A 24,083-nucleotide genomic window follows, 5' to 3' on the forward strand; every position below is an offset into this window, starting at 1 on the left:
CTCTGCGGTCGCCCTGAATCGGTCGCAATAAGGCAACGCCTCCAGCGCCGCGTACCGGCTTAACCTTTCGTTAACCAATCGCGCCCACCTTGTCGCAACGGCTGGGGGTCGTTGGTCTCGATGTAGTGCTCCGCGCTTCGGAGCATGCGTTGATCGGGAGGTGTCGATGCCCCAGGAGTCATTTTTCCCGTGCCGGCACTGCCGCCGCAGGAGCAGCTGCGCAACGAGCTGCTGTCGCACGAGACCGCTCTCGCCGCGCATGCCGATCCCGCGGAGATCGTTCCCTATCTCATTGGCTCGACCGTTGAAGCGATCGAGCGCGAGCTGGTGCTGCAGACGCTGACGCGCTGCGACGGCAACCGCACCCGCGCCGCGCGCGTGCTCGGCGTGTCCGTGCGCACGCTGCGCAACAAGATCCGGCAATATGCCGCCGAGGGCCTCGAGGTCACCGCGCATGGCTAGCGCGCATCCGGAATTCTTTGCTGACCAACTACGGCGCGGGCGGCTTGATCGCATCCGCGACCGTCGCGCCGACAAAATCGGCGGCGCGACGGAACGCGGTGTCGGTGTCGCCGCGGAAGGTGACGGTGCGGCGCATGACCAGTTGCTCGCGCTCGACGTCGAACAACTGGACCTCGCCCCATTGCACCAGCGTGCTCATCTTGCGGATTCCGCCATAGACGAGATAGCGCGCACCGTCGCGGCGCGCCGCGGCAACGAGATCGGCGGGCGCCATGCTGATCGCGGTGCAGGCCGGCTGCGGGCAAGACGGACGCACCACGCGGTAGTCGTGCTGCGCAACGTTTTCGCGCAGCAGCGTAGCGAACATCGTCATGCGGGAGCGGTGCTCCGAGGTCTGGTCCGTCACCTCGCCGGACGTATCGCTGTAGTCGAAATCGGCGACGGCGACGGCCGTACTGGCGGCTGAACCGCGCGCCGGCGACAGCAACAGCGCGACGACGGCGCCCATCAATAATGGCTTCCCGACCTTGCGCATCGTCACCTTCAGTCCTGCCGCGTCCGGCGAACCGGCACGCCCGCTTGCCGTTACCTTACATCCGCGCCGCCCGGCCCGCCAGGCTGCGCCCGCCCGGCCGCAAGGTCACGTAGCAGCCCACCTGGAAGCCGAGCTGGAAGCCGCCGGTGGCCGGCGTGAACAGATATTCCTGGCACATGGTCGGCGTGCGCTGCACCGCATAGTCATAGACCAGCTGTCCGGTGTTGAGGGTCTTGTAGACGGTGACATGGCCGACGCGCGCATTCGGCATGTTGTAGTTCGCCTTCACGCGCTCGAAGCCCTCCTGCAGGTCGTAGAAGATCTCGTGGTTGGAAAATTGCGCGACGCCGATCCAGCCGGGCAGCGGGATCTGCCCCTTGTTCTGCAACTGGCCGTTGAAGTTCACCTTCAGCCGCCCGGGTCCGTTGATCAGGAAGAAATCGTCGAAGGCATTCACGTCGGCCAAGGCGATCCGCTGCGAGCTTTGCGCCGTCAGGTTCAGCAGCAGCGGGCTCTGCGCCAGCGGATCGAGAAAGGCGGTGTTGAACAAGAAGGTCAGCGACTGCGCGCGCGCCGGAGCGACAGCCAGTACACAGGCCATCAGGCCAAGCAGCAATGCCTTGCGCATCAAATCCTCCCGGGGTTGGTTGGGTCATCGGCAATCCGCTGGATGATTGGCGAATTTCACAAATATACAACCTTAGGTGATATTTTGGTTGTGTGCGTCACCCATGCGTTGCTGTCCACAGCGCGCTGGTGCCGGTGCGTCGCGCGGATGCGACGGTCCTGATTTGAAGCCGTCATCCCCCTGCTGTTAAAACCCGCGAACAGAATCATTGGAGAGCACAGTGGCCAAGCAATCGACTATCCCGCAGGGACCGCAGGGTCCGCGCGGTCCGGCGGGCGAACCGGGCATTCCCGGCCCGCAGGGTCACCCCGGCAAGCCAGGCATCGAAGGCCCGCAGGGCAAGCAGGGCATCCCCGGCCCGGCCGGCGTCCGCGGCGAACCGGGCCCGCAGGGCAAGCCCGGTCCGGCAGGAGCGGCTGGACCGGCAGGCAAACCCGGCCCGGCCGGCCCCCGCGGCGAACCCGGCCCGCAAGGCAAGCCTGGCATCGAAGGACCGGCAGGACCGCGCGGCGAACCGGGATCGCCCGGAGCATTGCCGTCGATCGAGCAGGTGATGCCCTGGCTGCATTTGATCTTCGACGCGTGGGAAGACCATCGCAAGCTGCGCGAGCGCGAGGCGAAGGAGCGCGAGGAGGCCGAGCAGCGCCTGCAGCTGGACATCGCCGAACGCGCTGCCGCCATGGTCGAGGACGATGCCGCGGCCGAGGACGCGGATGAGTCCGACGATGAGAAGAAGAAGAAAAAGCAGCGCAAGCACCGGAAGTAACAACGGCCGGGCGTGGGCGATGCAGCATCGCCCACGCCCACGCCAAAGGGGCTCGGCCCCTGACATCGCGCGTGATAGGATCCCGGCAAGCGGCGAGCAAGCGACCGCATCGGGAGGAATCACAATGCCGACATTCACGACCACATTGCTGCGCGCTGCGCTGTGCGCCGGCGGCGTCCTGCTCTCCTTCGCGGCTGCGGCCGCCGACTATCCCGCGCCCAAGCAAGGCGACTGGATCGCCAGGAATTTCAAATTCCACACCGGCGAGGTGATGCCGGAGCTGAAACTGCACTACACCACCGTGGGCGAGCCGACCGGACAGCCGGTGCTGGTGCTGCATGGCACTGGCGGCTCCGCGGCGAGCATGCTGACGCCGGGCTGGGCCGGCGAGTTGTTCGGGCCCGGCCAGCCGCTCGATGCCAGCAAGTATTTCATCATCATCCCTGACGCGATTGGCCACGGCAAATCGACAAAGCCGTCGGACGGGATGAAAACCGCGTTTCCGAAGTACAATTACGACGACATGGTCGCGGCGCAGCACCTTGTGGTGAAGGATGCGCTGGGCATCAAGCACCTGCGGCTGGTGATCGGCAATTCGATGGGCGGCATGCATGCCTGGATCTGGGGCGTCAGCCATCCCGGCGAGATCGACGCGCTGGTGCCGATGGCGGCGCAGCCCACCGAGATGGCGTCGCGCAACTGGATGATGCGGCGCATGATGATCGAGACCATCAAGGCCGACCCCGACTACAAGGGCGGCAACTACACAGCGCAGCCGGGCATGATGAAATATGCCAGCGTGATGTTCGGTATCGCCACCGCTGGCGGCACTCTGGCTTACCAGATGCTGGCACCGACCGGCGCCGCCGCCGACAAGAATGTGGACGACCGGCTCAGGGCGCCGTTCATCGCCGACGCCAACGACTTCATCTATCAGTGGGAGTCGTCGCACGACTACAATCCGTCAGCCAGGCTTGAGAAGATCGACGCCACCGTCCTGGCGATCAATGCTGCCGACGACGAACGCAACCCGCCGGAGACCGGGCTGATGGATGCCGCGTTGAAGCGCATCAAGAATGCAAAGCTGCTGCTGATCCCTGCCAGCAATGACAGCCGCGGCCATCTCACGACCGGCTCTGCGAACTTCTACAAGCAGCAGCTTCAAGAGCTGCTGCAGACCGCGCCGCAGAAGACGATGTAGCCCTCCGGCCGCCCGCCGGCAGCTTCCGCGCGACCGGCAGCAAACGTCAGCCGGTCGCGACGACTTCCCTGCGGCCGCAACATGGCCGCCGCAGACGAGGATTCCTGCGATCGGCGCAACCATCCGTTAACGCCATTTTCCAACCGGGTTCCAGTTACGGCCGATTTAACGGTATCTTGATGCGGAGCAGAGATGCTCGCCGCATGGAACCTGCGAACCTGCAAACTGGGTCAGCCATCGCACGCATCATCGTTGCGCGGCGTGCGCAGTTGCCCATCCGCGTCGGCTTCGCCGTCCTGATGGTTGCGACCTTCCACATCTATATCGGCATGACCGAGGCAATGCAGTGGGCTGCCGTGTATCTCGGCCTGCAAGTGCTGGAAGTGGCGGCGTTCCGGTCGATCGACAATGCGACCGCCGTAACGGGTACGACGAGCTTTCTATTTTACGCGATCATGCTGACGAGCAGCAGCGTGTTCACCGCGTTCGGGCTCCTTGAAGCGTATCAGGGCGGTGTATGGGGTATCGCCTGTGCAGGAATTCTGTGGACGGGCTCGATCGCCACCGCCGCCATCGTCAGCGGCGAGTCCCGTGGCGCGCTGACCTGTTCGCTGCTGCCGCCGCTGCTGGCCTTTCTCGCAGTGCCTTATTTCATACTGTCCAGCGGTGGCAGCGCCGGCGACAGCATCGCGATGGTGTTGGCCGGACTGGTCAACGCCTGCGGCACCCTCGGCATGTGGTCGGTTTATCAGCGGCTGCTCAAGTCGGCGACCAAGGCACGCGAGATCGGCCGCCTCGCCTTGATCGATTCCGAAACCGGATTGCCCAGCCGAGCCGCAGTGCAGCAGCGCGTGGTCGCGTTGTTGGAATCCCGGCCAACAGGCATTGTTGTCGTGGCTGCTATCAATGTCGACCGCTTCCAGCACCTGCGCGGCGCCATCGGCCACGCCGCGAGCATCGACCTGATGCGCCGACTGGCGGCGCGGCTCGGTCGCGCCTGTGACGAAACGCCGATGGCCCGGCTGTCCAGCGCCAATTTCGGCTTCGCCTTTGTCGCCCGGAACATCGACGACGCGCACCGCGTCGTGGCGCGGCTGCAGGGTGCGGTGGCAACGCCGGTGTTGCTGCGCGACAACCGCGTCGACGTCAGCGTCACCATCGGTCTCAGCCAGCCCGCCGACGCGGTGGCATCGGCGACCGAAGTTTCCATCATTGACCGCGCCATGATCGCAGTGGATCAGGCGCGCGCCGCACGCAAGCAGGCGGCGTTCTTCGACGCCGCACTGTACGGCAATCCCGGCATCAGCCTGTCGCTGATGAGCGAAATGCTGCGCGCCCTCGACAATGGCCAGATCAGCCTTTGCTATCAGCCCAAATACGAGCTGCGCTCCGGCGACATCGTCGGCGCCGAGGCGTTGGTGCGCTGGACCCATCCGGAGCACGGCGCGTTGCGCCCGGACATGTTCGTGCAGATGGCCGAGGAAACCGGTCATATCGCAGAGCTCACCGAATGGGTGCTGCGCCGCGCCGTGGCCGACCAGCGCGCCTTGCACGAGGCCGGTCTCGACGTCTGCATTTCCGTCAACTGGTCGGGCCATCTGATCGACGATGTCGCCTTCACCGATGCGGCGCTCGAGATTGCCCGCCACGCCACGGGCGAGCTCTGCCTTGAAGTGACGGAGACCGCCATCATCGGCAATGCCCGGCTCGCCCGCCAGACCCTCGAGCGTTTTCGCGCGGCCGGCCTCACCATCTCCATCGACGATTACGGCTCCGGCCTGTCGTCGCTGGCCTATCTCAAGAACATCCCGGCTGACGAATTGAAGATCGACAAGGCCTTCGTGATGCACATGGCCACCGATGCGGTCGATGCGGTCCTGGTCCGCTCCGCGGTCAGCCTGGCCCACAGTCTCGGACTGCGCGTGGTCGCCGAGGGCGTCGAGAACCAGGGCGCACTCGAACTGCTGCGCGCCATGGGCTGTGATATCGCGCAGGGCTATCTGATCGCCCGCCCGATGCCGCTGAGCGATCTCGCAACGTTTCTTGGCACGCATGCCGCCGAAAACGCCGCACGGGCGACCGCAAGCTAAGCCCGCCACCGGCGCGCCGTTCCACTGCAACGCAGCAAGCCGTCGTTGTCCGGCATATTATTTGAGCATGCATTAGGCAGCTCCGTCGGGCTTAATTGGCGCGGAAACGCGATTCGCCTTGCCGCGACAGTGAGCCGCCAGAGCCACAGCAGCAAAGCGACACCCGGATGAGGATCGCATGCGGAAGGCTGCGCAGGTCATCTTGAGCGTGATGCTGGTTGCCTTTGCCGGCGCGGCCTTCGCCGTCGATCGCGGCCAGTTCGAACACGTCCCCGACGACGTCCGCGCCTGGTTCAAGGCGGTGATCGCGCCCAACGGGGTACCATGCTGCGATATCACCGACGGCCATCGCACCGACTACGAAGTACGCAACGGCGCTTACTGGGTGCCGATCGAGGGTGCGTGGATGCAGGTGCCCGGCCATGCTGTCATCCGCGATCGCGGCAATCCCGTTGGCGAGGCCGTGGTCTGGTATGTGCATCACCGCGGCGGCATCGTCATCAGCTGTTTCGTGCCGGCCGACGCGGTGTGAAGCCCGCGCTGCTGCGCATGGTCGATGGCAAGGGCACATCTCCCAGGGGCGTGACGCGTGGGGCGGCAACTGGTTCCATGAGCCGCGACGCTTTGCGTCAACTCGAGCGGCCTGCCATAATGATGCCGCCGCGGCGTTCCCAAGTGGCCTTGCACTGATCGGGGCCCGGACGTTATTTCCGGCGGTCGCGGCGTGCCCAGTTGCCTGATTTGCCGATCCTTATTTCGCGCCTAGGCGCCCTAACACAGCGAGACCACCATGACCGAAGTCACTTATACCATCGTCGAGCATGACGGCGGCTGGGCCTACAAGGTCGGTGCCGTGTTCTCCGAGCCGTACCGCACCCATGATCTCGCAGCCGCGGCCGCCAAGCGCGCTGCCGCCGAGCAGCAGGTTCCCGGCAAGACCGAAGTCATCCAGTACGAGGACGAGCACGGCAAATGGCATGAGGAGACAGCCTCAGGCAGCGACCGTCCAACCACCCATATCGTGGACAAGCCCTGACTCGCGGGCCGGTGCAGTTTGCATCGGATCGTCATGCGTCCCGCGGCCATGGCCGCGTGATCACAGGTTGGTGCTGCGGATGAAACGACGGTGAGATGAAGAAGTTCGGCGGACCGGCGACGATGGCGGCGCTGCTCAGTTTCAATGGCGGCTTCGTCGATACCGCAGGCTTTCTCGGGCTGCAGGGCCTGTTCGTGGCCCATGTCACCGGCAACTTCGTGACGCTGGGCGCGGCGCTGGTTCACGGCAGCCACGGCATCATCGGCAAGGTACTGGCGCTGCCGGAGTTCGTCATCGTGATTGCGCTGGCACGGCTCGCAGGGATGGCTTTGCGCGCACACCAGCAACCGGTCTTGCGCATCCTGCTGTCCGCCAAGGTGGCCCTGCTGTTCTGTTTCTTTCTGCTCGCGGTCGGTTTCGGTCCGTTCCCTGACCCGAATACGCCGGCAGCTCTGCTGACCGGCTTTGCCGGGATCGCCGCAATGGCGCTGCAGAACGCGCTGCAACGGGTGCACATGCCGGCGCTGCCGCCGAGCACGCTGATGACCGGCAGCACCACCCAGGCGACCCTTGACGCCGTCGATCTGCTGACCGGACTAGCGCCGGATCAGCGCGCGGCAGTCCGCGCCCGGTTCAGCAAGATGAGCAAGGCCATCCTGTATTTCGCGGCCGGTTGCGCCCTGGCGGCGATCCTCTACGCGCTGGTCGGCTTCTGGTGCCTGGCGCTGCCGGTGCTGGTCGGTCTCGTCAGCGCTACCATGCGGATCGAGGATCCCGCGCCTGTGCTCGGGGCCTAACGCCACCCGGCAAGATGAATTTCACTTGCGAAACACACCTTAAGGTTGTGTTATTCTGCAACCTTGGGGGATTGTCGTCGTGCGTTTTTTGGCGTTCGTCGTGCTGTGCGGGATGTTGGGCGGGTGCGCGCGCGACCCCTATGTAACTGCCGATGACGAGACCATGTCCGGCAACTGGTACATCGCCCACCAGATTGATCGTGTGACCAGCGCCGAATTGCCGAGCGCCGTTACGTTTGCCCTGGCATCCAACACCTATGCTGACTTCCCACGCGCCTCGCAGATGCAGCTCACATGTGTCGATCGCAAGCCCTTGGTTCGCTTCGCCTTCGACTTCAAGATCGGGACCGACCGCGATTCGGTGCTTGGCTATCGGTTTGACGACCGACCGGGCCACGAAAATGTCGAAGCACGGGTGTTGCGAGGCCAGAAAATCCTGATTCTCGAAGCCGATGCAGACCTCGCGCGGTTCATCAGCGAAATTCCCGGCAGCAACAAGGTTTATATCCGGATTCGCTCAATGACCGGCGGCCGCACAGCGGTGGAGTACGATCTCGATGGCTCCGCTGCCGCGATCCGGGCGGCCTACACCAAATACCCGATGCCGACACTGTCCAGCGCCGGGTGGAAGTCGCAACCTCGGATCTATTGAGCATGGGGTAAGCGACATCGCCTGGCGCGAAGCCGGGCGATGTCATTTGTGCAGTCTATGGGCACGTCTGCGCAACGCCGCGCAACGAGCTTACCAATCTAGAATTCGCTCTCGAGACCGCCAACGTGCTTCTGGGTGTAGAGGTCGATGCCGATGCGCTCGATGACGTGCTGCTGGGTCTCGAGGAAGTCGATGTGGTGTTCCTCGTCCTTCATCAGGCCTTCGAACAGGTCGCGCGACACATAATCGCCGACGCTGTGGCAGTAGGTCGCCGCTTCCTGATAGAGCGTGCGCGCCCCGATCTCCGCGGCGAGGTCGGCGTCGATGATTTCCTTGACGGTCTGGCCGATCCGCAACGGATCCAGCACCTGCAGGTTGGGAAAGCCGTCGAGGAACAGGATCCGGTCGATGAACTTGTCGGCGTGGACCATCTCTTCGATGGATTCCTTGCGCCACACCTTGGCCATCTCGAGCAGGCCCCAATGGTTCAACAGGCGGAAATGCAGCCAGTACTGGCTGATCGCGGTCAGTTCGCTGCGTACGCCCTTGTTGAGATAGTCGATGACCTTTGGGTCGCCCTTCATGATGCACTCCTGCTGCGAAGCCCTGCGGCCTCTGTTTCAAATTAGAAAAATTCTAAATAGGAGCATACACCATAGCAAGCGTTTCGGCGGTACTGTGAGGCCACAATTGAAGTCGGCTTGGAGGGAGTTGTGAGCTGATCAGGCCGCAACGGCAGCTTGCGCCGACGGCAGATGCGGCTCGGTATGGGCATGTGCGGCATGCGCGCAGTTGGCCATGCACGCCTTGGCGCAGGGGCCCAGCGCCTCATCCATGATCTGCTTGATAGTCCGCGCACAACGGCCGCACTGCGCGCTGCAGCCCAGGCATCCGTAGACCTGCCCTGGCGTGCGCGGCGGACGCGGAGCGCTCACCGCGTTGCGCACGTCGTGGTCGCTAAGGACGTTGCAGGAACAAACAATCATGGGATGAAGGTGGCTCACTGAGGACACCCCATCGATATTTAAGACCGTCGCCAGATGCAAAAGGAAAGCGTCGGTTTTCAAGCAATTCCAAACTGCGAGGCAGCCTGCAAACACATTGGAATCACTCTAACAAGTGGCTGCGGCCAGCAGGTCAAACGTGCCTGCCCTTGCAGCCAAGCCATGCAGGCTGTCGCGGCAGGCGCCTGCGTGCGCGGCGAATGCGTCGAACGATGTCCACCCGTTGGCGGACCCGGCGGACACGTCGCGCACCTCGCCCGACCTTCGCCGAAGCCCAGCCACGGCAGCCACAGCGCGCGCAGCCGAGTAGTAGTCACTCGATACGTGTGGCGGATTTGAGCGTCTCCGTTCATTGATCATTCAAGTGAAGTGTGAAACTTTTGCCGCTGGCAGAACGCTATCTGCCGGCGTTATTCAGGAGAAAGGTGAAGCCATGCGGAAAACTCTGATGGCAGTGGCAGCCATCGGCACCTTGGCTGTCTCGGCGGTGGCCACGCCTCAAACCGCGGAGGCCCGCGGCGGCCTGATTGCTGCCGGCGTCGCGGCCGGGCTGATCGGCGGCGCCATTGTCGGCGGTGCCTTGGGCGGGCCCGGCTATTACGGTCCGGGCTACGGCTACGCACCCCGTTACGGTTATTACGGCGGTCCGGCCTATGTCGGCGGTCCCGTTTACGACGGCAACTGCTATTGGCAGCGCCAGCGCTTCTGGGACGGCTACGGTTGGCGGATCCGGCGCGTGCGGGTCTGCGGCTATTGACGATACGACACCCCGAAAAATGTTTGCCAAGGCATTTTCGGTGTGACCATTTGCAGCGGCCCGAAAAACCGTTTTTCCGGGCCATTGAATCACTAACGTTTACGTTGGCTTGACGGTTGGGCGCTTTAGATTGAGCCGTCAACCCGAACTGCAGCGTGAGTAGCCCTTAATCTGCGCCGGATCGCGGCGCCCACCTCAGGAGAGACCTCTGATGAAGAAGACAATTTCCGCCATGCTGGCCGTTGCGACCGTTGCCGGTTCGCTGGTGTCGGTGGCCCCCGCCAAGGCTGACGGTGGCCGCATCGCCGCTGGCGTCGCCGGCGGCCTGATCGGCGGCGCTCTCCTCGGCGGCGCCATCGCCGCCAGCCGCCCGGCTCCGGCCTATGGTTACGGCTACGCGCCGGCTCCGGTGTACGTCGAAGAGCCCGCCTGCCGCCTGGTCCGCGAGCGCTTCTGGGACGGCTACGGCTGGCGCATGCGCCGCGTCCAGGTCTGCGATTGATCTGACGCCGCCCTGCACCTCCTGAACCGGAAAACCCGGCTGCTCACGCAGCCGGGTTTTTCGTTGCAGCGATCGTCGCGCCTTCTCAACGCGCTCCGCTGATCGCCTTCAGCACGGCAGCGCTCGGCCAGCAGTCGACCTTGAGACCCGCCGACTTCTGGAAGGCGCCGAGCGCGGCGCGGGTCTTCATGCCCGCCTTGCCGTCCATCTTGTCGCCGTACAGACCGATCCGGGTCAGATGCTTCTGCATCGCCTCGACGTCGGTGGTGCGCATCTGTGCAGAAGCCGACCACGGCGTGGCGAAGGGTTGCGGATCGGTCATGCGGTCGCTGAGATGCCCGACGAACAGCACATAGAGGTCGGAGAAGTTATATTCCTTGATGACGAAGTAGTTCTTCGTGGTCAGGAAGGCCGGCCCATAGATGCCCTCCGGCTGCAGCAGGGAGGCCGGCTGTGCCTGCTCGGCGGCGCTGAGCCGCTGGCCGCGCACCGGGACGAAGCCCGCGCGCAGCCATTCGCCGATCGGCTTCGTCACCTCGGGCACGCCCTGCGTACAATCGGCACTGGCCGGCGCGCGGACCTCGTGGGCCCAGCGCAGACCGGGCTGCCAGCCCTTGTGCGCGAGTTGCTGCGCGGCGGAGGCCAGCGCATCGGGCACCGAGGTCCAGATGTTGACATGACCGTCGCCGTCGAAGTCGACGCCGTGCTTGGCGAGTTCAGTCGGCAGGAACTGGGTGAGTCCGGTAGCGCCGCCCCAGGACGCGCGCAAATTCTTGCGCGTCACGTCGCCGTTCTGGATCAGCATCATGGCGGCGATGAACTCGCCGCGATACTGCTCCTTGCGACGACCGACATAGGCCTGCGTCGCCAGCACGCGGAGACCATCGTAGGGCAAAGCATAGCGGCCGTAGTCGGTCTCGCGGCCCCAGATCGCCAGAATCACCGTGGCCGGCACGCCGAACTGCTTCTCGATGGCCGCAAGCGTGGCGCGATGCTTCTGCAGCAGACGCTGCCCTTCTGTTGCCAGGCGCGCGATACTGGCCTCCTTGATGTAGTCGGCCGGCACCTGGATGAATTCGGCCTGCGACGGCGCGCCGGTGGCGGGCCGGCCGGGCAGCGTCAGGTCGGGCAACTTGTAGTCCGGCTCCAGCCCCGCCGTCGCCGCGTCGAAGGTCGCGCGCGACACCCCGGCCGCACGGGCGTCGGGCCACAGCGCCGCGAGGAAGCTGTTGAAGCCGGCGTCCGCGGCCCTGCACGGCCCAGCGCCGAACGCAGCGACCAGCCCGCCGAGCAGAACAATAAGACAATGTCGCCCAATGAACCGCATGCGGGCGCCGACCTCGATCAGTGTCCGCCCGGCAGTTTCGCCGCCTCGATGGCGTCGTTCGATAGCTTGTCGACGTAGGCGATGCCGATCGCCGAGAGAATGAAAACGGTGTGGATGATGGTCTGCCACATCACGCCGGTCTCGGTGTAGTTGCTGGCCCGCGCGGACCCCAGCGCGCCGGCCTCGATGAAGGTGCGCAGCAGGTGGATCGAGGAGATGCCGATGATGGCCATCGCCAGCTTGATCTTGAGTACGCTGGCATTGACGTGGCTGAGCCATTCCGGCTCGTCGGGGTGGCCCTGCAGGTTGAGCCGCGAGACAAACGTCTCGTAACCGCCGACGATCACCATCACCAGCAGGTTGGAGATCATCACCACGTCGATCAGGCCGAGCACCGCCAGCATGATCTGCTGTTCGGTGAAATCGAAGGCATGGTTGAACAGGTGCCAGAGCTCCTTGAGGAACAGCACCACATAGACACCCTGCGCGACGATCAGGCCGATATAGAGCGGCAGCTGCAGCCAGCGTGAGCCGAAGATCAGCATCGGGATCGGGCGCAGCGGAAAGCTTTTCGGCGGCAGCGGCGTTTCGGGGGTCATGGACATCGGTCAAGTCTCGCAGAATCGGGAATCGCGGCGCGATCACAAGGCAATCTTATATCGGCGTGCCAAGGACACCATGATGTCGCATGGCGCGGCAACTGGCCGCATCGGGCTACTTCACCGCAACAATGAAGATTCGCGGAAACCGCAGCAACACCTTGCCGTCGGCCTGCGGCAGGTAGCTCGCCGCGATGCGGGCGGTGTATTCGGCAAGATAGCCCTTGCGCTCGGCCGGCTCCAGCGGATCGACGAACGGCCGCAGGCCGGTGCCCTTGACCCATTCCACCACCGACGCGGCATCGTCGAGCACGTGATTGTAAATGGTGTGCCAGATCTCGACGCGTGCGCAAAGCGGCCGCAGCGCATCGTAATAGGCGCCCGGTTTCGGCAGCGCGTCGCGCAATTCCGCGGCCTTCGACAGCTGCTTGCGCCACGGCTCCATATACGCGACCTCGCGCATCAGGATGTGCGAGGGCTCCCCGAGAGTGTCGGGCATCTGCACCGCCAGCACGCCGCCCGGTGGCAGCCCGCCGACCAGCCGCTTCAACTGCTTGATGTGGTCCGGCACCCACTGGAACACCGCATTGGCGAACAGCACGTCGGTCCCGGCCGGCGGCGCCCAATGCGCGATATTGGCCTCGATGAAGGTATGGCCGGGCAGCCGCTCGCGGGCCTGGCGCAGCATGTCGGCAGAGGTGTCGACGCCGGTCACCACCGCCTGTGGCCAGCGATCGACCAGCAATGCCGTGGAATTGCCCGGACCGCAGCCGATGTCCACCACCTTGCGTGCGTCCTGCAGGGGCACCTGCGCCAGCAGGTCGCGCGCCGGGCGTGTGCGCTCGTCCTCGAATTTCAGATACTGCTGCGCATTCCAGTCGGCCATGGAGCACTCCGCGCCGGTTGCAATCCGGCAACTCTCTCTATGAAAGTACGACGATTGCAAACCCGGGTTTCATGACACCCTGCCCAACGGGCTACCGCGTCAGCTTCTTGTACTTCATGCGGTGCGGCACGATGGAGTCGTGGCCGAGGCGGCGCATCTTGTCCTTCTCGTAGTCCTGGAAGTTGCCCTCGAACCATTCGACATGGCTGTCGCCCTCGAACGCCAGGATATGGGTCGCGATACGATCCAGGAACCAGCGGTCATGGCTGATGATCACGGCGCAGCCGGCAAAATCTTCCAGCGCCTCTTCCAGTGCGCGCAGGGTGTCGACGTCGAGATCGTTGGTCGGTTCGTCGAGCAGCAGCACGTTGGCGCCGGACTTCAGCATCTTGGCGAGATGCACGCGGTTGCGCTCACCGCCGGACAGCGCGCCGACCTTCTTCTGCTGGTCGCCGCCCTTGAAGTTGAACGAAGAGCAGTAGCCGCGCGAGTTCACTTCGCGCTTGCCGAGCAGGATCAACTCGTTGTTGCCGGAGATCTCTTCCCACACGGTCTTCTTGCCGTCGAGCGAGTCGCGGGACTGGTCGACATAGCCGAGATGCACGGTCTCGCCGACGGTAATGGTGCCGGCGTCGGGCTTCTCCTGGCCGGTGATCATCTTGAACAAAGTCGTCTTGCCGGCGCCGTTGGCACCGATGACGCCGACGATGCCGCCAGGCGGCAGCTTGAAGGTCAGGTTGTCGATCAGCAGGCGATCGCCGAAGCTTTTGCTGAGACCTTCGAAATCCACCACGTTGTCGCCGAGACGTTCGGCGACAGGAATGGTAATCTGCGCGGACTGGGTCTGTTTCTCGCTGGCCTTCTTGAGCAGGTCCTCATAGCGCTGATAGCGCGCCTTGGACTTCGCCTGACGGGCCTTGGGCGACGACGAGATCCATTCCTGCTCGCGTTCCAGCGTTTTCTGGTGGGCAGCGTCCTCGCGACCTTCCTGGGCCAGACGCTTCTGCTTCTGCACCAGCCACGACGAGTAGTTGCCCTCGTAGGGAATGCCCTTGCCGCGGTCGAGCTCGAGGATCCACGACGTCACGTTGTCGAGGAAGTAGCGGTCATGGGTGACGATCAGGATGGCGCCCGGATAGGCGCGCAGATGGCCTTCCAGCCATGACACGGATTCGGCGTCGAGATGGTTGGTCGGTTCGTCGAGCAGCAGCAGTTCAGGCGCATCGAGCAGCAGCTTGCACAGCGCGACGCGGCGGCGCTCGCCGCCCGACAGCTTGGTGACGTCGGCATCGTCGGGCGGGCAGCGCAGCGCGTCCATCGCCTGGTCGACCTTGCTGTCGAGATCCCACAGGCCCTGGGCCTCGATCTCGTCCTGCAGCTTGGTCATCTCGTCGGCGGTCTCTTCCGAGTAGTTCATCGCCAGCTCGTTGTAGCGATCGAGGATCGCCTTCTGCTTGGCAACGCCGAGCATGACGTTCTCGCGCACCGTCAGCGCGGCATCGAGCTGCGGCTCCTGCTCAAGGTAGCCGACGCGGGCGCCCTGGGCGACCCAGGCCTCGCCGGTATATTCCTTGTCGAGGCCGGCCATGATCTTCAGGAGTGTCGATTTACCGGCGCCGTTGACGCCGAGGACGCCGATCTTGGCGTCCGGGTAGAATGACAGATGGACGTTATCCAGCACCTTGCGGGTCGGATAGGCCTTGGTCAGGCCCTGCATGAAGTAGACGAACTGGCGAGCCATCGTGATCCTTGAAGCCGTCGAATGCGTGGGAATTGGTTGCCGCTGATGTAGCGATGTGGCCCCCAAAGGGCAACCGGGGGGTTCATCATTCGGTAACGCTATGGCCGGCAAAACCGGGGTTCGAGACCATTTGAACCGCATTTTAACGACTTCCGCCCAGCGTATTTGGAGGGCGGCTCGACATCGCCGTGGCGCGACCGAAGTCGCGGACAGATTCGGCGGATCCCGTCATGGCAACACTTGCGGCACCATCATCGTCCCGGCCCGCCGAGGACCAGCAGCGACAGGCCGGCCTGATCCAGGAAATTCGCATGTTCTGGCGGCAATTCTTCGTCGCCGCCTTCGATCCCTACCGGCCCGAACTGCATTATATGCGCGGCCCCGGCCCGGCCTGCCGCGCCAAAAACAGCGCCGAGAACCGCGCCTCCCGCTCGCATTGAAGCGCCACGCCCGCCCTGCATAGCTCGCCCGCTTGCGCGGCGGCGTCGGGCGCGCCACCATCGTCCATCCTAGACGGCGCCGTCGCGCCGCCCCTCACCCCACCGGATGGACGCTCCCATGACGCGGCTGCGCTGTGCAATTCTCGACGACTACCAGAACGTAGCCCTGCAACTGGCCGATTGGCGCCCGCTGGCCGATCGGATCGACGTCACGGTGTTCGACACGCCGTTCGCTTCCGCGGTCGCGGCAGCCGACGCGCTGAAGGATTTCGAGATCGTCTGCGCCATGCGCGAGCGCACGCCGTTTCCGCGCGCCTCGTTCGAGGCGCTGCCGAAGCTGAAGCTGCTGATCACTTCGGGCATGCGCAATGCGGCCATCGACATGGAGGCAGCCAAGGCTCACGACCTGGTGGTCTGCGGCACGGCCATGGTCGGCAATCCGACGGCCGGACTGACCATCGGACTGATGCTGGAACTGACGCGAAAGATCGGCTTCGAGAACGCCCGCATGAAGGCCGGCGAGCCCTGGCAGGTGACAGTCGGCGAGGACATCGAGGGCAAGACGCTGGGCGTCATCGGCCTCGGTAAGCTCGGCAGCCACGTCGCCGCCATCGCCCGCGCCATGGGCATGAAGACCATCGCCTGGAGCACCAACCTGACTCCGGAAGCCTGCGAAAAGGCCGGCGTCACCTACGCGACCAAGGAAGAACTTTTCGCGACCGCAGACATCATCACCATCCATGTCGTGCTCAGCGACCGCTCGCGCGGGCTGGTGTCGCGCGAGGATCTCGGCCGGATGAAACCGACGGCCTACCTGATCAACACCGCGCGCGGCCCGATCGTCGACGAGGCGGCACTGCTGGAGACGCTGCAGGCGAAGAAGATCGCCGGCGCGGCGCTCGACACCTATTCCCAGGAGCCGCTGCCGCAGGACAGCCCGCTGCGCAAACTCGACAACGTCGTGCTGACACCGCATCTCGGCTACGTCACCGCGGAAAACTACCGGCGGATCTACAGCGAGATGATCGCGTGCATCGAGGGCTGGCTGAAGGGCGAGCCGCTCAAGCGGCTGGGGTAGGAAGCACCAAAATAAAAAAGGCGCCGCGTGTTGCACGCGGCGCCTTTCTCTCAGATGGAAGAGCCTAGCGGATCGTCACCGGCGCGGGCAGCGGCTGCACCGTAGTGGGCTGCGCACCGGGCAGCGGGGCCATCGGGGCGGCGTTCGGACCCGGAATCGGCTGCGCCGAAGCAGTGGTCGTGGGCGCCGGCGCCTTGTTGCCACCCGGCAGCACGACCACGCGGGTGCCGACCTTGGCGCGCTCGAACAGATCCGAGACGTCGTCGTTGAGCATGCCGATGCAGCCCGAGGAGACGAACTTGCCGATGGTCGAGGGCTGGTTGGTGCCGTGGATGCGGTACACGGTCGAGCCGAGATACATGGCGCGTGCACCCAGCGGATTGCCGGGACCGCCGGCCATGAAGCGCGGCAGATAAGGCTGGCGCTCGATCATCTCGGTCGGCGGATGCCAGTCCGGCCACTCGGCCTTGCGGGTGATCTTCTGCATGCCGGTCCAGGTGAAGCCGTCGCGGCCGACGCGAACGCCGTAGCGGATCGCGCGGTTATTGCCGAGCACGTAATAGAGGTAGGTGTTGGGCGTATCGACGACGATGGTGCCGGCGGGCTCCTTGGTGACGAAGCTGACTTCCTGGCGGCGCAGGTTCGGCGCCAGCTGCGCCGGGCCGTCTTCCGGCTGCTCGTCGGCGGGGAGCGCCGAAAGTACCATGGGCTTGCCATCCGCACCCATCGGCTGCGGCTGACCGGCACCGGCCACCGGAGCGCCCTGCGAGCCAACGACTTCCGGCGGACGCATGCCGCGACCGTCGTCGGGACCGCGATCGGAATAGGTCTGCGGCGCGCCGGCCGGACGATCCGAATAGATCACCGCCGGCGGGCCCATCGGACGGCCATAGCGCGGATCGTCGGGAGACATCACCGGTCCCTGCGGAGCGGCGCGATCGGAATAAACGGGAGCGCCGGCCGGTCGGCCGTAGCGCGGATCATCGGGCGACATCACGGGGCCGGGCGTCGGCAGCGCCGTCATCGAACGGCCGTTCGGAGCCCCTTCATCGTCGTCCAGCGCGTCGAAATCCGGCATCGCACGGGGCGGATAGGCCGACGGCGCATTCGAATATCCGGTCGGCGCGGCGGGATAGACCTGCGCCATGGCAAGCGAGGAGGTCGCGGCGCTGAGGGCCACGGTCGCGAAAATCGTCAGAACAGGCTTGATCATCATCGCCCTTGCATAGTCGGAAGCCGACACCGGATCGTTAAAGTCAGATCGCGCAGGAGTACGGCGCATTCAAGACAAAAGCTGCAAAATCCTGCAAAATCCGGCCATATTCGCGAAATTCCCCGGCGAACGTTGCCGGGACGCCTCATTGCACGACCGATTGCCCGAAAATATGCCTCTCGTTGTGGCGCCCATTTTTTAACAAACGGTTGCCGGGTGTTGCGATATCCTGAATGCACTGATTCGTGATGGGTTGAGCCGTGTTCGCTCAAGCGAGACGGCCGGACCCGAGTGCCCCACCGCGTCCCCGACAGTCCCAACAGCCTTCGCCGACTGCGCAGGCGGAACACCGATCCATGCTTCCGGGTATACGCTTTCTGTTCGCGGCCGCCGTGCTGTTGTTTTCGCTTCTGGTGTTCGGCTTCGGCGCAACCGCCCTGCTGCGCTCCGCACGCGAGGAAGTCGCCAGCCTGCCAATCCGTCGGACGCCTCCGGAAATCATCTTCAGCCAGCCGGCTGAGGCGCCGCCACGGCTGGCGATGCTGCGCCTCGATGCGCCTGCCCCGGCAGACGTATCGCCGGCGTTGCCCCCTGCACCCGTCGAGATCGCTCCGGACGTCGCCACCCTGACCGACTCCGACAAGGCGGCCGAGCCCGAAAAGCCGGCGGTGCCGATGACCGCCGAACCGGCGCCAGTTGCCGCGAACGAAGCCGGGCCGCCAGCGGTCGAGATCGCCAAACCCGACGTACCGGCCCCCGAAGCCCCGGTGGCCATAGCTGCGGTGCAGCCATCCGGCGCCGAACCGCCGGCCGCCGTGGCCGTACCCGTTGCCGCTGTCCAACAAATCGAACCGACACCGGCGCCCGCCGTCGACGCGCCAGTCGGCGCAGCCGAGCCGGCGGTGGCCGATGCCGACAACATCTCGACCAGGATAGCCACGCTTGGCGGGCCGCCGGTGTCCGTTGAGCCCCAGCCGGCCGTCAAGCTACCCGTGGCGAGGCCACCGGTTGCGACCGCCACCGCGACAAAGGCCGAGCGCAAGCGAACCATCCAGCGGCGGCGTGAAGCGGCGCGCGAAGCGCAACGGGCCCAGGCTGCCCGCGAGGCGCGTGCGGCGCGCGACGCCCAGGCTGCGGCACAGCAGGCCAACCCGTTCGCGACCCCACTGCAGCGCTGATCGCCCGCAGGGCGCTTAGGCCGGGCCGGTGGCGACCGGCGGTCCGGCCGCCATGCCCCATTCGGCCCAGGAGCCGTCATAGAGCGCCGTGCCGCGCACGCCGAGCCGATACAGGGCCAGCGTCAGCACCAGCGCCGACACGCCGGAGCCGCAACTGGTGACGATCGGCCTGGCGAGATCCACGCCGGCGCCGGTGAAGATCGCGCGCAACTCGTCGAGCGGCTTCATCGTGCCGGTCGCGGCATCGAACAGACCCGCATAGGGCACGCTGCGGCTGCCCGGAATATGTCCGGCGCGCAGGCCGGGCCGCGGCTCGGGCACGCTGCCTTCGAACCGCGCCTTTGGCCGCGCGTCGATCACCTGTTCGGCGCGGCTGTCGAGATTGTGAACCAGTTGCTGGCGACTGCGCAGGAAGCCCGGATCGAGCGCCGCGGAATAGGCGGTGAAGTCCGGCGCCCCGTCGCCGCTCTCCACCGGGCGGCCTTCGGCGCGCCATTTCTGCAGGCCACCGTCGAGCACGCGGACATCGCGATGACCGAAGGCAAGGAACATCCACCACGCCCGCGGGCCAGCCACCCAGCCGCCGGCATCGTAGACGACGACCGTGTCGGCATTGGAGACGCCGAGCGCACCGACGCCTTCCGAAAAGTGGCCCTCGCTGGGAAACATGTGCGGCAGGCCGACGCCATGATCGCTGATGACATCGACGTCGAAGAAGGCCGCACCAGGGATGTGCGCAGCGCGATAGTCGTCACGCGGCAGCGGCAGCACGCCCGGCAGTTTGAATGTGGCGTCGAGCACCTTGACGGTGGGATCATTGAGGTGGGCGGCGAGCCAGTCGGTCGAGACGAGAGGGTCGGCGGTGGTGGTCATGGTGAAGTTGTCCTTGATTATTGCTTCGACGGAAGTTGTCGCTGGAGCCCGCCGTCGCCCTTCGAGGCTCGCCGAAGGCGGCGAGCGCCTCAGGATGACGGCTCAGCGAAGCCTCATCCTGAGGTGCCGAGCGCAGCGAAGGCCTCGAGGGACGACGGCGGTCAGCTCAATCCTTCGCCTTTCGCGGTTCGACCTTCTCCACAGCGCCGCCGGCATCGCGCCAGGCGGCAAGGCCGCCGGCGATATGGGCCACCGGCGTCAGCCCCATGTCCGCGGCGGTCTTCGCCGCGAGCGCGGAACGCAACCCGCCGGCACAGTGGAAGATAAACTTCTTGCTCTCCTGGAACACCGGCTTGGCATAGGGGCTTTCCGGATCGATCCAGAATTCCAGCATGCCGCGGGTGCAGGAGAATGCGCCGGGAATCCGGCCGTCGCGCTCGATCTCGCGGGGGTCGCGGATGTCGACCAAGATCACGTCTTCGCCTCGCGCAACCTTGATCGCCTCTTCGGCGCTCAGCGTCTCGATCTGTGCATTGGCCTCGTCGAGCATCGCCTTGATGCCGCGGGTGATGGTCTGTGTCATGCTTTTCGCACCAGTTCCTTCATTGCGCCTTCCAGCCCCTCGATGGTCAGCGGATACATGCGCTCGGAAAACAGCCGGCGGATGAGCGTGGTGGATTCCGAATAGTCCCAGTGCTTCTTGGCCACCGGATTGAGCCAGACCGCATTGGGATAGGTCTGCGTCACGCGCTCCAGCCAGACCGAGCCAGCCTCCTCGTTGACATGCTCGACCGAACCGCCGGGCACCATGATCTCGTAAGGCGACATCGAGGCATCGCCGACGAACACCACTTTATAGTCGTGCGGATATTTGTGCAGCACGTCCCAGGTCTTGGTGCGGTCGGTGAAACGCCGCTTGTTCTGCTTCCACACCCCTCGTAGAGGCAGTTGTGGAAGTAGAAATATTCCATGTGCTTGAATTCGCTCTTCGCCGCCGAGAACAGTTCCTCGACCTGCTCGACATGGGAATCCATCGAGCCGCCGATGTCGAAGAACACCAGCACCTTCACCGCATTGCGCCGCTCCGGCCGCATGTGCACGTCGAGATAGCCGTGGTTGGCGGTTTCCTTGATGGTGGTGTCGAGATCGAGTTCGTCGGGCGCGCCGGTGCGGGCGAACTTTCGCAGACGCCGCAGCGCCACCTTGATGTTGCGGATGCCGAGCTCGACATTGCCGTCGAGGTCCTTGAACTCGCGCTTGTCCCAGACCTTGACCGCGCGCCGGTGGCGGCTCTTTTCCTGGCCGATGCGGATGCCTTCGGGATTGTAGCCCTCGGCACCGAACGGCGAGGTGCCGGCGGTGCCGATCCACTTGTTGCCGCCCTGGTGCCGGCCCTTCTGTTCCTTGAGGCGCTCGCGCAGGGTTTCCATGAGCTTGTCCCAGCCCATCGCCTCGATCTGTTTCTTCTCTTCCTCGCTGAGGTACTTTTCCGCCAGCTTCTTCAGCCATTCGGCGGGAATCTCGGCCTTCTCCATGCCCTCGAGCAGGCTTTCCAGCCCCTTGAACACGGTGCCGAACACGCGGTCGAACTTGTCGAGGTTGCGCTCATCCTTCACCAGCGCAGTGCGCGACAGGTAATAGAACTGATCGATCGACTGCTCGGCGAGGTTGGCGTCGAGCGCCTCCATCAGCGTCAGATATTCGCGCAGCGTGACCGGGATCTGTGCATCGCGCAGCGATGTGAAGAATTGCAGGAACATGACGCGCAGATTGCCCGACCACGCTGCTCCGTCAAGGGCTTGATCAGCCGATGACGATGACCCCGCGCAGTTGTGACGCGCTGCCGCGCGGCGAGCCGGCGATTGGCATCGCGCGAACACCGCGCTGTCACTGTCTTCTTTCCTCATCGCGTGGCAGCGCAACGTTGACTTTTGTCAACGTCAGTGAATAACGTCAGAACATTGCACTTTAAGACCGTGGATTTCAGCCAGCCGATGCCCATCCGCCCCAATGACCAGATCATTCACAAGGCCGCGTGGCTCTACTACGTGCATGGCCTGCGCCAGGACGAAGTCGCGAAAAAACTGCACATTTCCCGCGCGTCGATCGCGATGTATCTGCGCCGGGCCCGCGAGATGGGCATCGTCACCATTACCACGTCCACGGAGCTTTTTCGGACGACGTGCTGGCGCGGGAGCTTGAGGACGCCACCGGTCTCACCGCCGTCTGGATCGTCCCCGACAACAGGCAAGGGATCGAAGCAGCCGCGGAAATGCCCGCTGTGGCCGCCTCGGTTTTTCTCGGACTGGCCAACAAGGGCGACAGGATCGGTGTCGCCTGGGGGCGCACGGTCTATCGCATCGCCGACGTGATGCCCTTCGCCGATTTGCAGGGCGTGACGGTGGTGCAGCTGTGCGGCAATCTCGGCGCGCCCTACTCCTACCGGCCGGACCAGTGCACCACCGAGATCGCGCGGCGGCTCAACGCCGCCGGCATGAACCTCTATGCTCCGCTGGTCCTGTCGTCAGAACGGCTGGCGGACGAACTGCGCGCCGAACCGGTGATCAGGGAGCAACTGGCAGCCATTTCCGACTGCGAGTTGGCGCTGTATTCGGTGGGCGGCATCGAGAAGGACAGCCATCTCGTCAAGTGCGGCGCGCTCTCCGCCGAGGAGATGCATGCTTTGGGCGAGGCCGGCGCCGCCGGTGTCATCGCCGGCCAGCTCATCGATGCCGACGGCAACTGGATGGACTGCGCCTACAACCGGCGCTGCATCGCCGCCGATCACGACTCGATCCGCGGCATCCGCAAGCGCATGCTGGTGGTTCAGGAGGACAGCAAGTTCGAACCGCTTGCGGCGGCGCTGAAAGGCGGATTCGCCTCTCACCTCATCATCACCTCGTCGATGGCCCGGCGCATCTTGGAACGCTGGAAGCAGCGCGGTCTAAGCCCTGCTTCCGCGACCAAGCGGACAGATCCGGCACGCACCGCGCGGTAGGGCCCTGCCGACTTTCCTCGTCACGGCACTTTTCTTCCCCTCTCCCCAAGCGCAGCGCAGCTGCAGGCGGGAGAGGGTGGATCGAACGCGCGCAGCGCGTTCGAGACGGGAGAGGGAGTGGCTGCAACAAGCGAGAAAAAGAGCCCTCTCCCGCCTTCGCTGCGCTCAGGCACCCTCTCCCACGGCGCAAAGCTTCGCTTTGCTGGGGAGAGGGGAAGAGAGAGCTGCGTCCAATCTATTACTTGGACTGCCCCGCTTTTACTTTCGGCATCCACGCCGGCATCGCCACCTCCGCATGGGCAAACTGCGGCAGCTTTGCGCCGAGCTCTTCCATGTTCTTGATGTCCTGACCGATCAGGTCCTTCTGGGTGATCAAGGTCGGCGGGACGACCACGTTGTGGCCGGGATCCTGGCCGGCCAGCAACATGGCGAGCGCCCTCACCGAGACCTGGCCGACGACGGCCGGATTGGTGGCGGCGGTCGCAACCCAGGCCGATTTCGGCTCGCGCATGGCAGCGATATCGGACGTCGAGATATCCGCTGAGTAGATCTTCACGCTCGACGACAGTCCGGACTCGTCGACGGCAATCTTCACGCCCTTGGCGAATTCGTCGTAAGGCGCAAACATCACCGTGATGCCGGGATTGGCCGAGATCACCGAGCGTGCCTGGTTGGCGACGGAATTGGCGATCGGATTGTCCATGGTGCCGAACTGCGCGAGCTCCTTGATGCCCGGATACTTCTTCTTGAATGCCTTCCAGGTCTCGTCGCGGCGGTCGAGCGGCGCGATGCCGGCCACGTAGACGTAACCCGCCTTGAAGCTCTCGCCGTTGTCCTTGATGGCCTGCTCCAGCGCAAGGCGGGCAAGGTCGCGGTCCGACTGCTCGATCTGCGGGATCTTGTCGTTCTCGACGTTGACGTCGAATGCGACGACCTTGATGCCGGCTGCGACGGCTCGGCGCGCGGCTTCCTTCATCGACTCCGTGAGGCCGTGCTGGATGATGATGCCCTGCACGCCGAGCGCGATGGCCTGATCGACCATGTCCGCCTGCAGCGCAGCGTCCTGCCGGCTGTCGAGCACCCGGAGCTGAATGCCGAGCGCATTCGCCTGGGCCTGAACGCCGGCCAGATAGGACTGGAAGAAATCGCCGGTCGACAGATAGCGAACCAGCGCAATCTTGACATTCTTCGGCTGGTCGAACGGCTTCGGCATATCGGCGGCGCCGGCGCCGAAGCCGAGCACTCCGGAAAGGCCAAGGGTCAGCAAACCAAATGTTCTGCGGGTCACGGTCATGTCAGTCTCCTCCAGGGTTGTTTTTT

Annotated in this window: 25 protein-coding genes and 2 pseudogenes; 14 read left to right on the top strand and 13 right to left on the bottom strand. The window is 64.8% G+C overall.

All coding sequences use genetic code 11. The features are described 5' to 3' along the window. Positions 1–228: 228 nt before the first annotated feature. Positions 229–462 (top strand): helix-turn-helix domain-containing protein, encoded by a 234-nt coding sequence (locus ONR75_RS27955; protein ID WP_265083825.1) that lies wholly within the window; start codon positions 229–231, stop codon positions 460–462. Positions 463–490: 28 nt separating this feature from the next. On the opposite strand, the gene ONR75_RS27960 is transcribed toward ONR75_RS27955, so the two are convergent. Both ONR75_RS27960 and ONR75_RS27965 read right to left on the bottom strand, forming a co-directional pair. Continuing rightward, positions 491–997 (bottom strand): DUF3280 domain-containing protein, encoded by a 507-nt coding sequence (locus ONR75_RS27960; RefSeq protein WP_265080113.1) that lies wholly within the window; start codon positions 995–997, stop codon positions 491–493. A gap of 55 nt (positions 998–1,052) precedes the next feature. Further along, entirely contained in the window at positions 1,053–1,625 is a 573-nt protein-coding gene (locus ONR75_RS27965) for a hypothetical protein (protein WP_265080114.1), read from the bottom strand. Between the two features lie 220 nt (positions 1,626–1,845). Between ONR75_RS27965 and ONR75_RS27970 the strand changes: the two genes are divergently transcribed. From ONR75_RS27970 to ONR75_RS28000, 7 genes are all read left to right on the top strand, one after another. Next, entirely contained in the window at positions 1,846–2,391 is a 546-nt protein-coding gene (locus ONR75_RS27970) for a collagen-like protein (RefSeq protein ID WP_265080115.1), read from the top strand. Positions 2,392–2,515: 124 nt separating this feature from the next. Next, positions 2,516–3,592: an alpha/beta fold hydrolase gene (locus tag ONR75_RS27975; RefSeq protein ID WP_265080116.1), complete on the top strand. Its 1,077-nt coding sequence runs from the start codon at positions 2,516–2,518 to the stop codon at positions 3,590–3,592. A gap of 203 nt (positions 3,593–3,795) precedes the next feature. Beyond that, a complete protein-coding gene (locus ONR75_RS27980; RefSeq protein WP_265080117.1) occupies positions 3,796–5,682 on the top strand; it encodes a putative bifunctional diguanylate cyclase/phosphodiesterase in 1,887 nt (628 codons plus the stop codon). Between the two features lie 178 nt (positions 5,683–5,860). Beyond that, the gene (locus tag ONR75_RS27985) at positions 5,861–6,214 is read left to right on the top strand and encodes a hypothetical protein (protein WP_265080118.1); all 354 of its coding nucleotides are present in this window, start codon (positions 5,861–5,863) and stop codon (positions 6,212–6,214) included. 258 nt (positions 6,215–6,472) lie between these two features. Beyond that, a complete protein-coding gene (locus ONR75_RS27990) occupies positions 6,473–6,718 on the top strand; it encodes a hypothetical protein (RefSeq protein WP_265080119.1) in 246 nt (81 codons plus the stop codon). A 95-nt stretch (positions 6,719–6,813) separates the two neighbouring features. Then, positions 6,814–7,515 (top strand): YoaK family protein, encoded by a 702-nt coding sequence (locus ONR75_RS27995; protein ID WP_265080120.1) that lies wholly within the window; start codon positions 6,814–6,816, stop codon positions 7,513–7,515. Positions 7,516–7,594: 79 nt separating this feature from the next. Continuing rightward, positions 7,595–8,167 carry a hypothetical protein gene (locus tag ONR75_RS28000; RefSeq protein WP_265080121.1) on the top strand — a complete coding sequence of 191 codons (573 nt, stop codon included), beginning with the start codon at positions 7,595–7,597 and terminating at the stop codon, positions 8,165–8,167. A gap of 98 nt (positions 8,168–8,265) precedes the next feature. On the opposite strand, the gene bfr is transcribed toward ONR75_RS28000, so the two are convergent. Both bfr and ONR75_RS28010 read right to left on the bottom strand, forming a co-directional pair. Then, positions 8,266–8,751, bottom strand: coding sequence for a bacterioferritin (bfr, locus tag ONR75_RS28005; protein ID WP_265080122.1), 486 nt, complete (start codon positions 8,749–8,751; stop codon positions 8,266–8,268). A 138-nt stretch (positions 8,752–8,889) separates the two neighbouring features. After that, positions 8,890–9,153: a bacterioferritin-associated ferredoxin gene (locus tag ONR75_RS28010; RefSeq protein ID WP_265083826.1), complete on the bottom strand. Its 264-nt coding sequence runs from the start codon at positions 9,151–9,153 to the stop codon at positions 8,890–8,892. A gap of 451 nt (positions 9,154–9,604) precedes the next feature. Here ONR75_RS28010 and ONR75_RS28015 point away from each other — a divergent pair, with 451 nt between their 5' ends. Both ONR75_RS28015 and ONR75_RS28020 read left to right on the top strand, forming a co-directional pair. Beyond that, positions 9,605–9,928: a hypothetical protein gene (locus ONR75_RS28015; RefSeq protein WP_265080123.1), complete on the top strand. Its 324-nt coding sequence runs from the start codon at positions 9,605–9,607 to the stop codon at positions 9,926–9,928. A 211-nt stretch (positions 9,929–10,139) separates the two neighbouring features. Further along, positions 10,140–10,430, top strand: coding sequence for a hypothetical protein (locus tag ONR75_RS28020; RefSeq protein WP_265080124.1), 291 nt, complete (start codon positions 10,140–10,142; stop codon positions 10,428–10,430). An 85-nt stretch (positions 10,431–10,515) separates the two neighbouring features. Here ONR75_RS28020 and ONR75_RS28025 read toward each other — a convergent pair whose 3' ends face one another. The 4 genes from ONR75_RS28025 to ettA form a co-directional block, all read right to left on the bottom strand. Continuing rightward, positions 10,516–11,757, bottom strand: coding sequence for a lytic murein transglycosylase (locus tag ONR75_RS28025; RefSeq protein ID WP_265080125.1), 1,242 nt, complete (start codon positions 11,755–11,757; stop codon positions 10,516–10,518). 17 nt (positions 11,758–11,774) lie between these two features. After that, a complete protein-coding gene (locus ONR75_RS28030) occupies positions 11,775–12,362 on the bottom strand; it encodes a TIGR00645 family protein (protein WP_265080126.1) in 588 nt (195 codons plus the stop codon). 109 nt (positions 12,363–12,471) lie between these two features. Beyond that, positions 12,472–13,242, bottom strand: a complete 771-nt coding sequence (tam, locus tag ONR75_RS28035; RefSeq protein ID WP_265080127.1) for a trans-aconitate 2-methyltransferase — start codon at positions 13,240–13,242, stop codon at positions 12,472–12,474. 91 nt (positions 13,243–13,333) lie between these two features. Further along, positions 13,334–14,983, bottom strand: a complete 1,650-nt coding sequence (gene ettA / locus ONR75_RS28040; protein WP_265080128.1) for an energy-dependent translational throttle protein EttA — start codon at positions 14,981–14,983, stop codon at positions 13,334–13,336. A gap of 230 nt (positions 14,984–15,213) precedes the next feature. Here ettA and ONR75_RS28045 point away from each other — a divergent pair, with 230 nt between their 5' ends. Together ONR75_RS28045 and ONR75_RS28050 are read left to right on the top strand one after the other, a co-directional pair. Then, positions 15,214–15,423 carry a hypothetical protein gene (locus tag ONR75_RS28045; RefSeq protein ID WP_265080129.1) on the top strand — a complete coding sequence of 70 codons (210 nt, stop codon included), beginning with the start codon at positions 15,214–15,216 and terminating at the stop codon, positions 15,421–15,423. Between the two features lie 118 nt (positions 15,424–15,541). Beyond that, complete coding sequence (locus tag ONR75_RS28050; RefSeq protein ID WP_265080130.1) at positions 15,542–16,501, top strand: D-2-hydroxyacid dehydrogenase family protein; 960 nt, start codon at positions 15,542–15,544, stop codon at positions 16,499–16,501. A 64-nt stretch (positions 16,502–16,565) separates the two neighbouring features. On the opposite strand, the gene ONR75_RS28055 is transcribed toward ONR75_RS28050, so the two are convergent. Continuing rightward, positions 16,566–17,717, bottom strand: coding sequence for a L,D-transpeptidase (locus ONR75_RS28055; protein WP_265080131.1), 1,152 nt, complete (start codon positions 17,715–17,717; stop codon positions 16,566–16,568). A gap of 353 nt (positions 17,718–18,070) precedes the next feature. Between ONR75_RS28055 and ONR75_RS28060 the strand changes: the two genes are divergently transcribed. Beyond that, a complete protein-coding gene (locus ONR75_RS28060; protein WP_265080132.1) occupies positions 18,071–18,892 on the top strand; it encodes a hypothetical protein in 822 nt (273 codons plus the stop codon). A gap of 15 nt (positions 18,893–18,907) precedes the next feature. On the opposite strand, the gene sseA is transcribed toward ONR75_RS28060, so the two are convergent. From sseA to ONR75_RS28075, 3 genes and pseudogenes are all read right to left on the bottom strand, one after another. Next, positions 18,908–19,765: a 3-mercaptopyruvate sulfurtransferase gene (gene sseA / locus ONR75_RS28065; protein WP_265080133.1), complete on the bottom strand. Its 858-nt coding sequence runs from the start codon at positions 19,763–19,765 to the stop codon at positions 18,908–18,910. A gap of 166 nt (positions 19,766–19,931) precedes the next feature. After that, on the bottom strand, positions 19,932–20,348 hold the full coding sequence (locus ONR75_RS28070; RefSeq protein WP_265080134.1) for a rhodanese-like domain-containing protein: 417 nt from the start codon (positions 20,346–20,348) through the stop codon (positions 19,932–19,934). Next, positions 20,345–21,525 (bottom strand): annotated as a pseudogene (locus tag ONR75_RS28075) (vWA domain-containing protein). The gene ONR75_RS28070 and the pseudogene ONR75_RS28075 overlap by 4 nt, the downstream one beginning before the upstream one ends. Positions 21,526–21,759: 234 nt before the next feature. Between ONR75_RS28075 and ONR75_RS28080 the strand changes: the two are divergent. After that, positions 21,760–22,763 (top strand): annotated as a pseudogene (locus ONR75_RS28080) (sugar-binding transcriptional regulator). Between the two features lie 238 nt (positions 22,764–23,001). Here ONR75_RS28080 and ONR75_RS28085 read toward each other — a convergent pair. Beyond that, positions 23,002–24,057, bottom strand: coding sequence for a substrate-binding domain-containing protein (locus tag ONR75_RS28085; RefSeq protein WP_265080135.1), 1,056 nt, complete (start codon positions 24,055–24,057; stop codon positions 23,002–23,004). Positions 24,058–24,083: the final 26 nt, after the last annotated feature.

This window comes from Rhodopseudomonas sp. P2A-2r, assembly GCF_026015985.1.
Taxonomy (GTDB): domain Bacteria; phylum Pseudomonadota; class Alphaproteobacteria; order Rhizobiales; family Xanthobacteraceae; genus Tardiphaga.

Coding starts and splice junctions, on each gene's coding strand:
- ONR75_RS27960 (WP_265080113.1), bottom strand. CDS start 997: ATGCGCAAGGTCGGGAAGCCATTATTGATGGGCGCCGTCGTCGCGCTG.
- ONR75_RS27965 (WP_265080114.1), bottom strand. CDS start 1,625: ATGCGCAAGGCATTGCTGCTTGGCCTGATGGCCTGTGTACTGGCTGTC.
- ONR75_RS27975 (WP_265080116.1), top strand. CDS start 2,516: ATGCCGACATTCACGACCACATTGCTGCGCGCTGCGCTGTGCGCCGGC.
- ONR75_RS27980 (WP_265080117.1), top strand. CDS start 3,796: ATGGAACCTGCGAACCTGCAAACTGGGTCAGCCATCGCACGCATCATC.
- ONR75_RS27985 (WP_265080118.1), top strand. CDS start 5,861: ATGCGGAAGGCTGCGCAGGTCATCTTGAGCGTGATGCTGGTTGCCTTT.
- ONR75_RS27990 (WP_265080119.1), top strand. CDS start 6,473: ATGACCGAAGTCACTTATACCATCGTCGAGCATGACGGCGGCTGGGCC.
- ONR75_RS27995 (WP_265080120.1), top strand. CDS start 6,814: ATGAAGAAGTTCGGCGGACCGGCGACGATGGCGGCGCTGCTCAGTTTC.
- bfr (WP_265080122.1), bottom strand. CDS start 8,751: ATGAAGGGCGACCCAAAGGTCATCGACTATCTCAACAAGGGCGTACGC.
- ONR75_RS28010 (WP_265083826.1), bottom strand. CDS start 9,153: ATGATTGTTTGTTCCTGCAACGTCCTTAGCGACCACGACGTGCGCAAC.
- ONR75_RS28015 (WP_265080123.1), top strand. CDS start 9,605: ATGCGGAAAACTCTGATGGCAGTGGCAGCCATCGGCACCTTGGCTGTC.
- ONR75_RS28020 (WP_265080124.1), top strand. CDS start 10,140: ATGAAGAAGACAATTTCCGCCATGCTGGCCGTTGCGACCGTTGCCGGT.
- ONR75_RS28025 (WP_265080125.1), bottom strand. CDS start 11,757: ATGCGGTTCATTGGGCGACATTGTCTTATTGTTCTGCTCGGCGGGCTG.
- ONR75_RS28030 (WP_265080126.1), bottom strand. CDS start 12,362: ATGTCCATGACCCCCGAAACGCCGCTGCCGCCGAAAAGCTTTCCGCTG.
- tam (WP_265080127.1), bottom strand. CDS start 13,242: ATGGCCGACTGGAATGCGCAGCAGTATCTGAAATTCGAGGACGAGCGC.
- ettA (WP_265080128.1), bottom strand. CDS start 14,983: ATGGCTCGCCAGTTCGTCTACTTCATGCAGGGCCTGACCAAGGCCTAT.
- ONR75_RS28045 (WP_265080129.1), top strand. CDS start 15,214: ATGGCAACACTTGCGGCACCATCATCGTCCCGGCCCGCCGAGGACCAG.
- ONR75_RS28050 (WP_265080130.1), top strand. CDS start 15,542: ATGACGCGGCTGCGCTGTGCAATTCTCGACGACTACCAGAACGTAGCC.
- ONR75_RS28055 (WP_265080131.1), bottom strand. CDS start 17,717: ATGATGATCAAGCCTGTTCTGACGATTTTCGCGACCGTGGCCCTCAGC.
- ONR75_RS28060 (WP_265080132.1), top strand. CDS start 18,071: ATGCTTCCGGGTATACGCTTTCTGTTCGCGGCCGCCGTGCTGTTGTTT.
- sseA (WP_265080133.1), bottom strand. CDS start 19,765: ATGACCACCACCGCCGACCCTCTCGTCTCGACCGACTGGCTCGCCGCC.
- ONR75_RS28070 (WP_265080134.1), bottom strand. CDS start 20,348: ATGACACAGACCATCACCCGCGGCATCAAGGCGATGCTCGACGAGGCC.
- ONR75_RS28085 (WP_265080135.1), bottom strand. CDS start 24,057: ATGACCGTGACCCGCAGAACATTTGGTTTGCTGACCCTTGGCCTTTCC.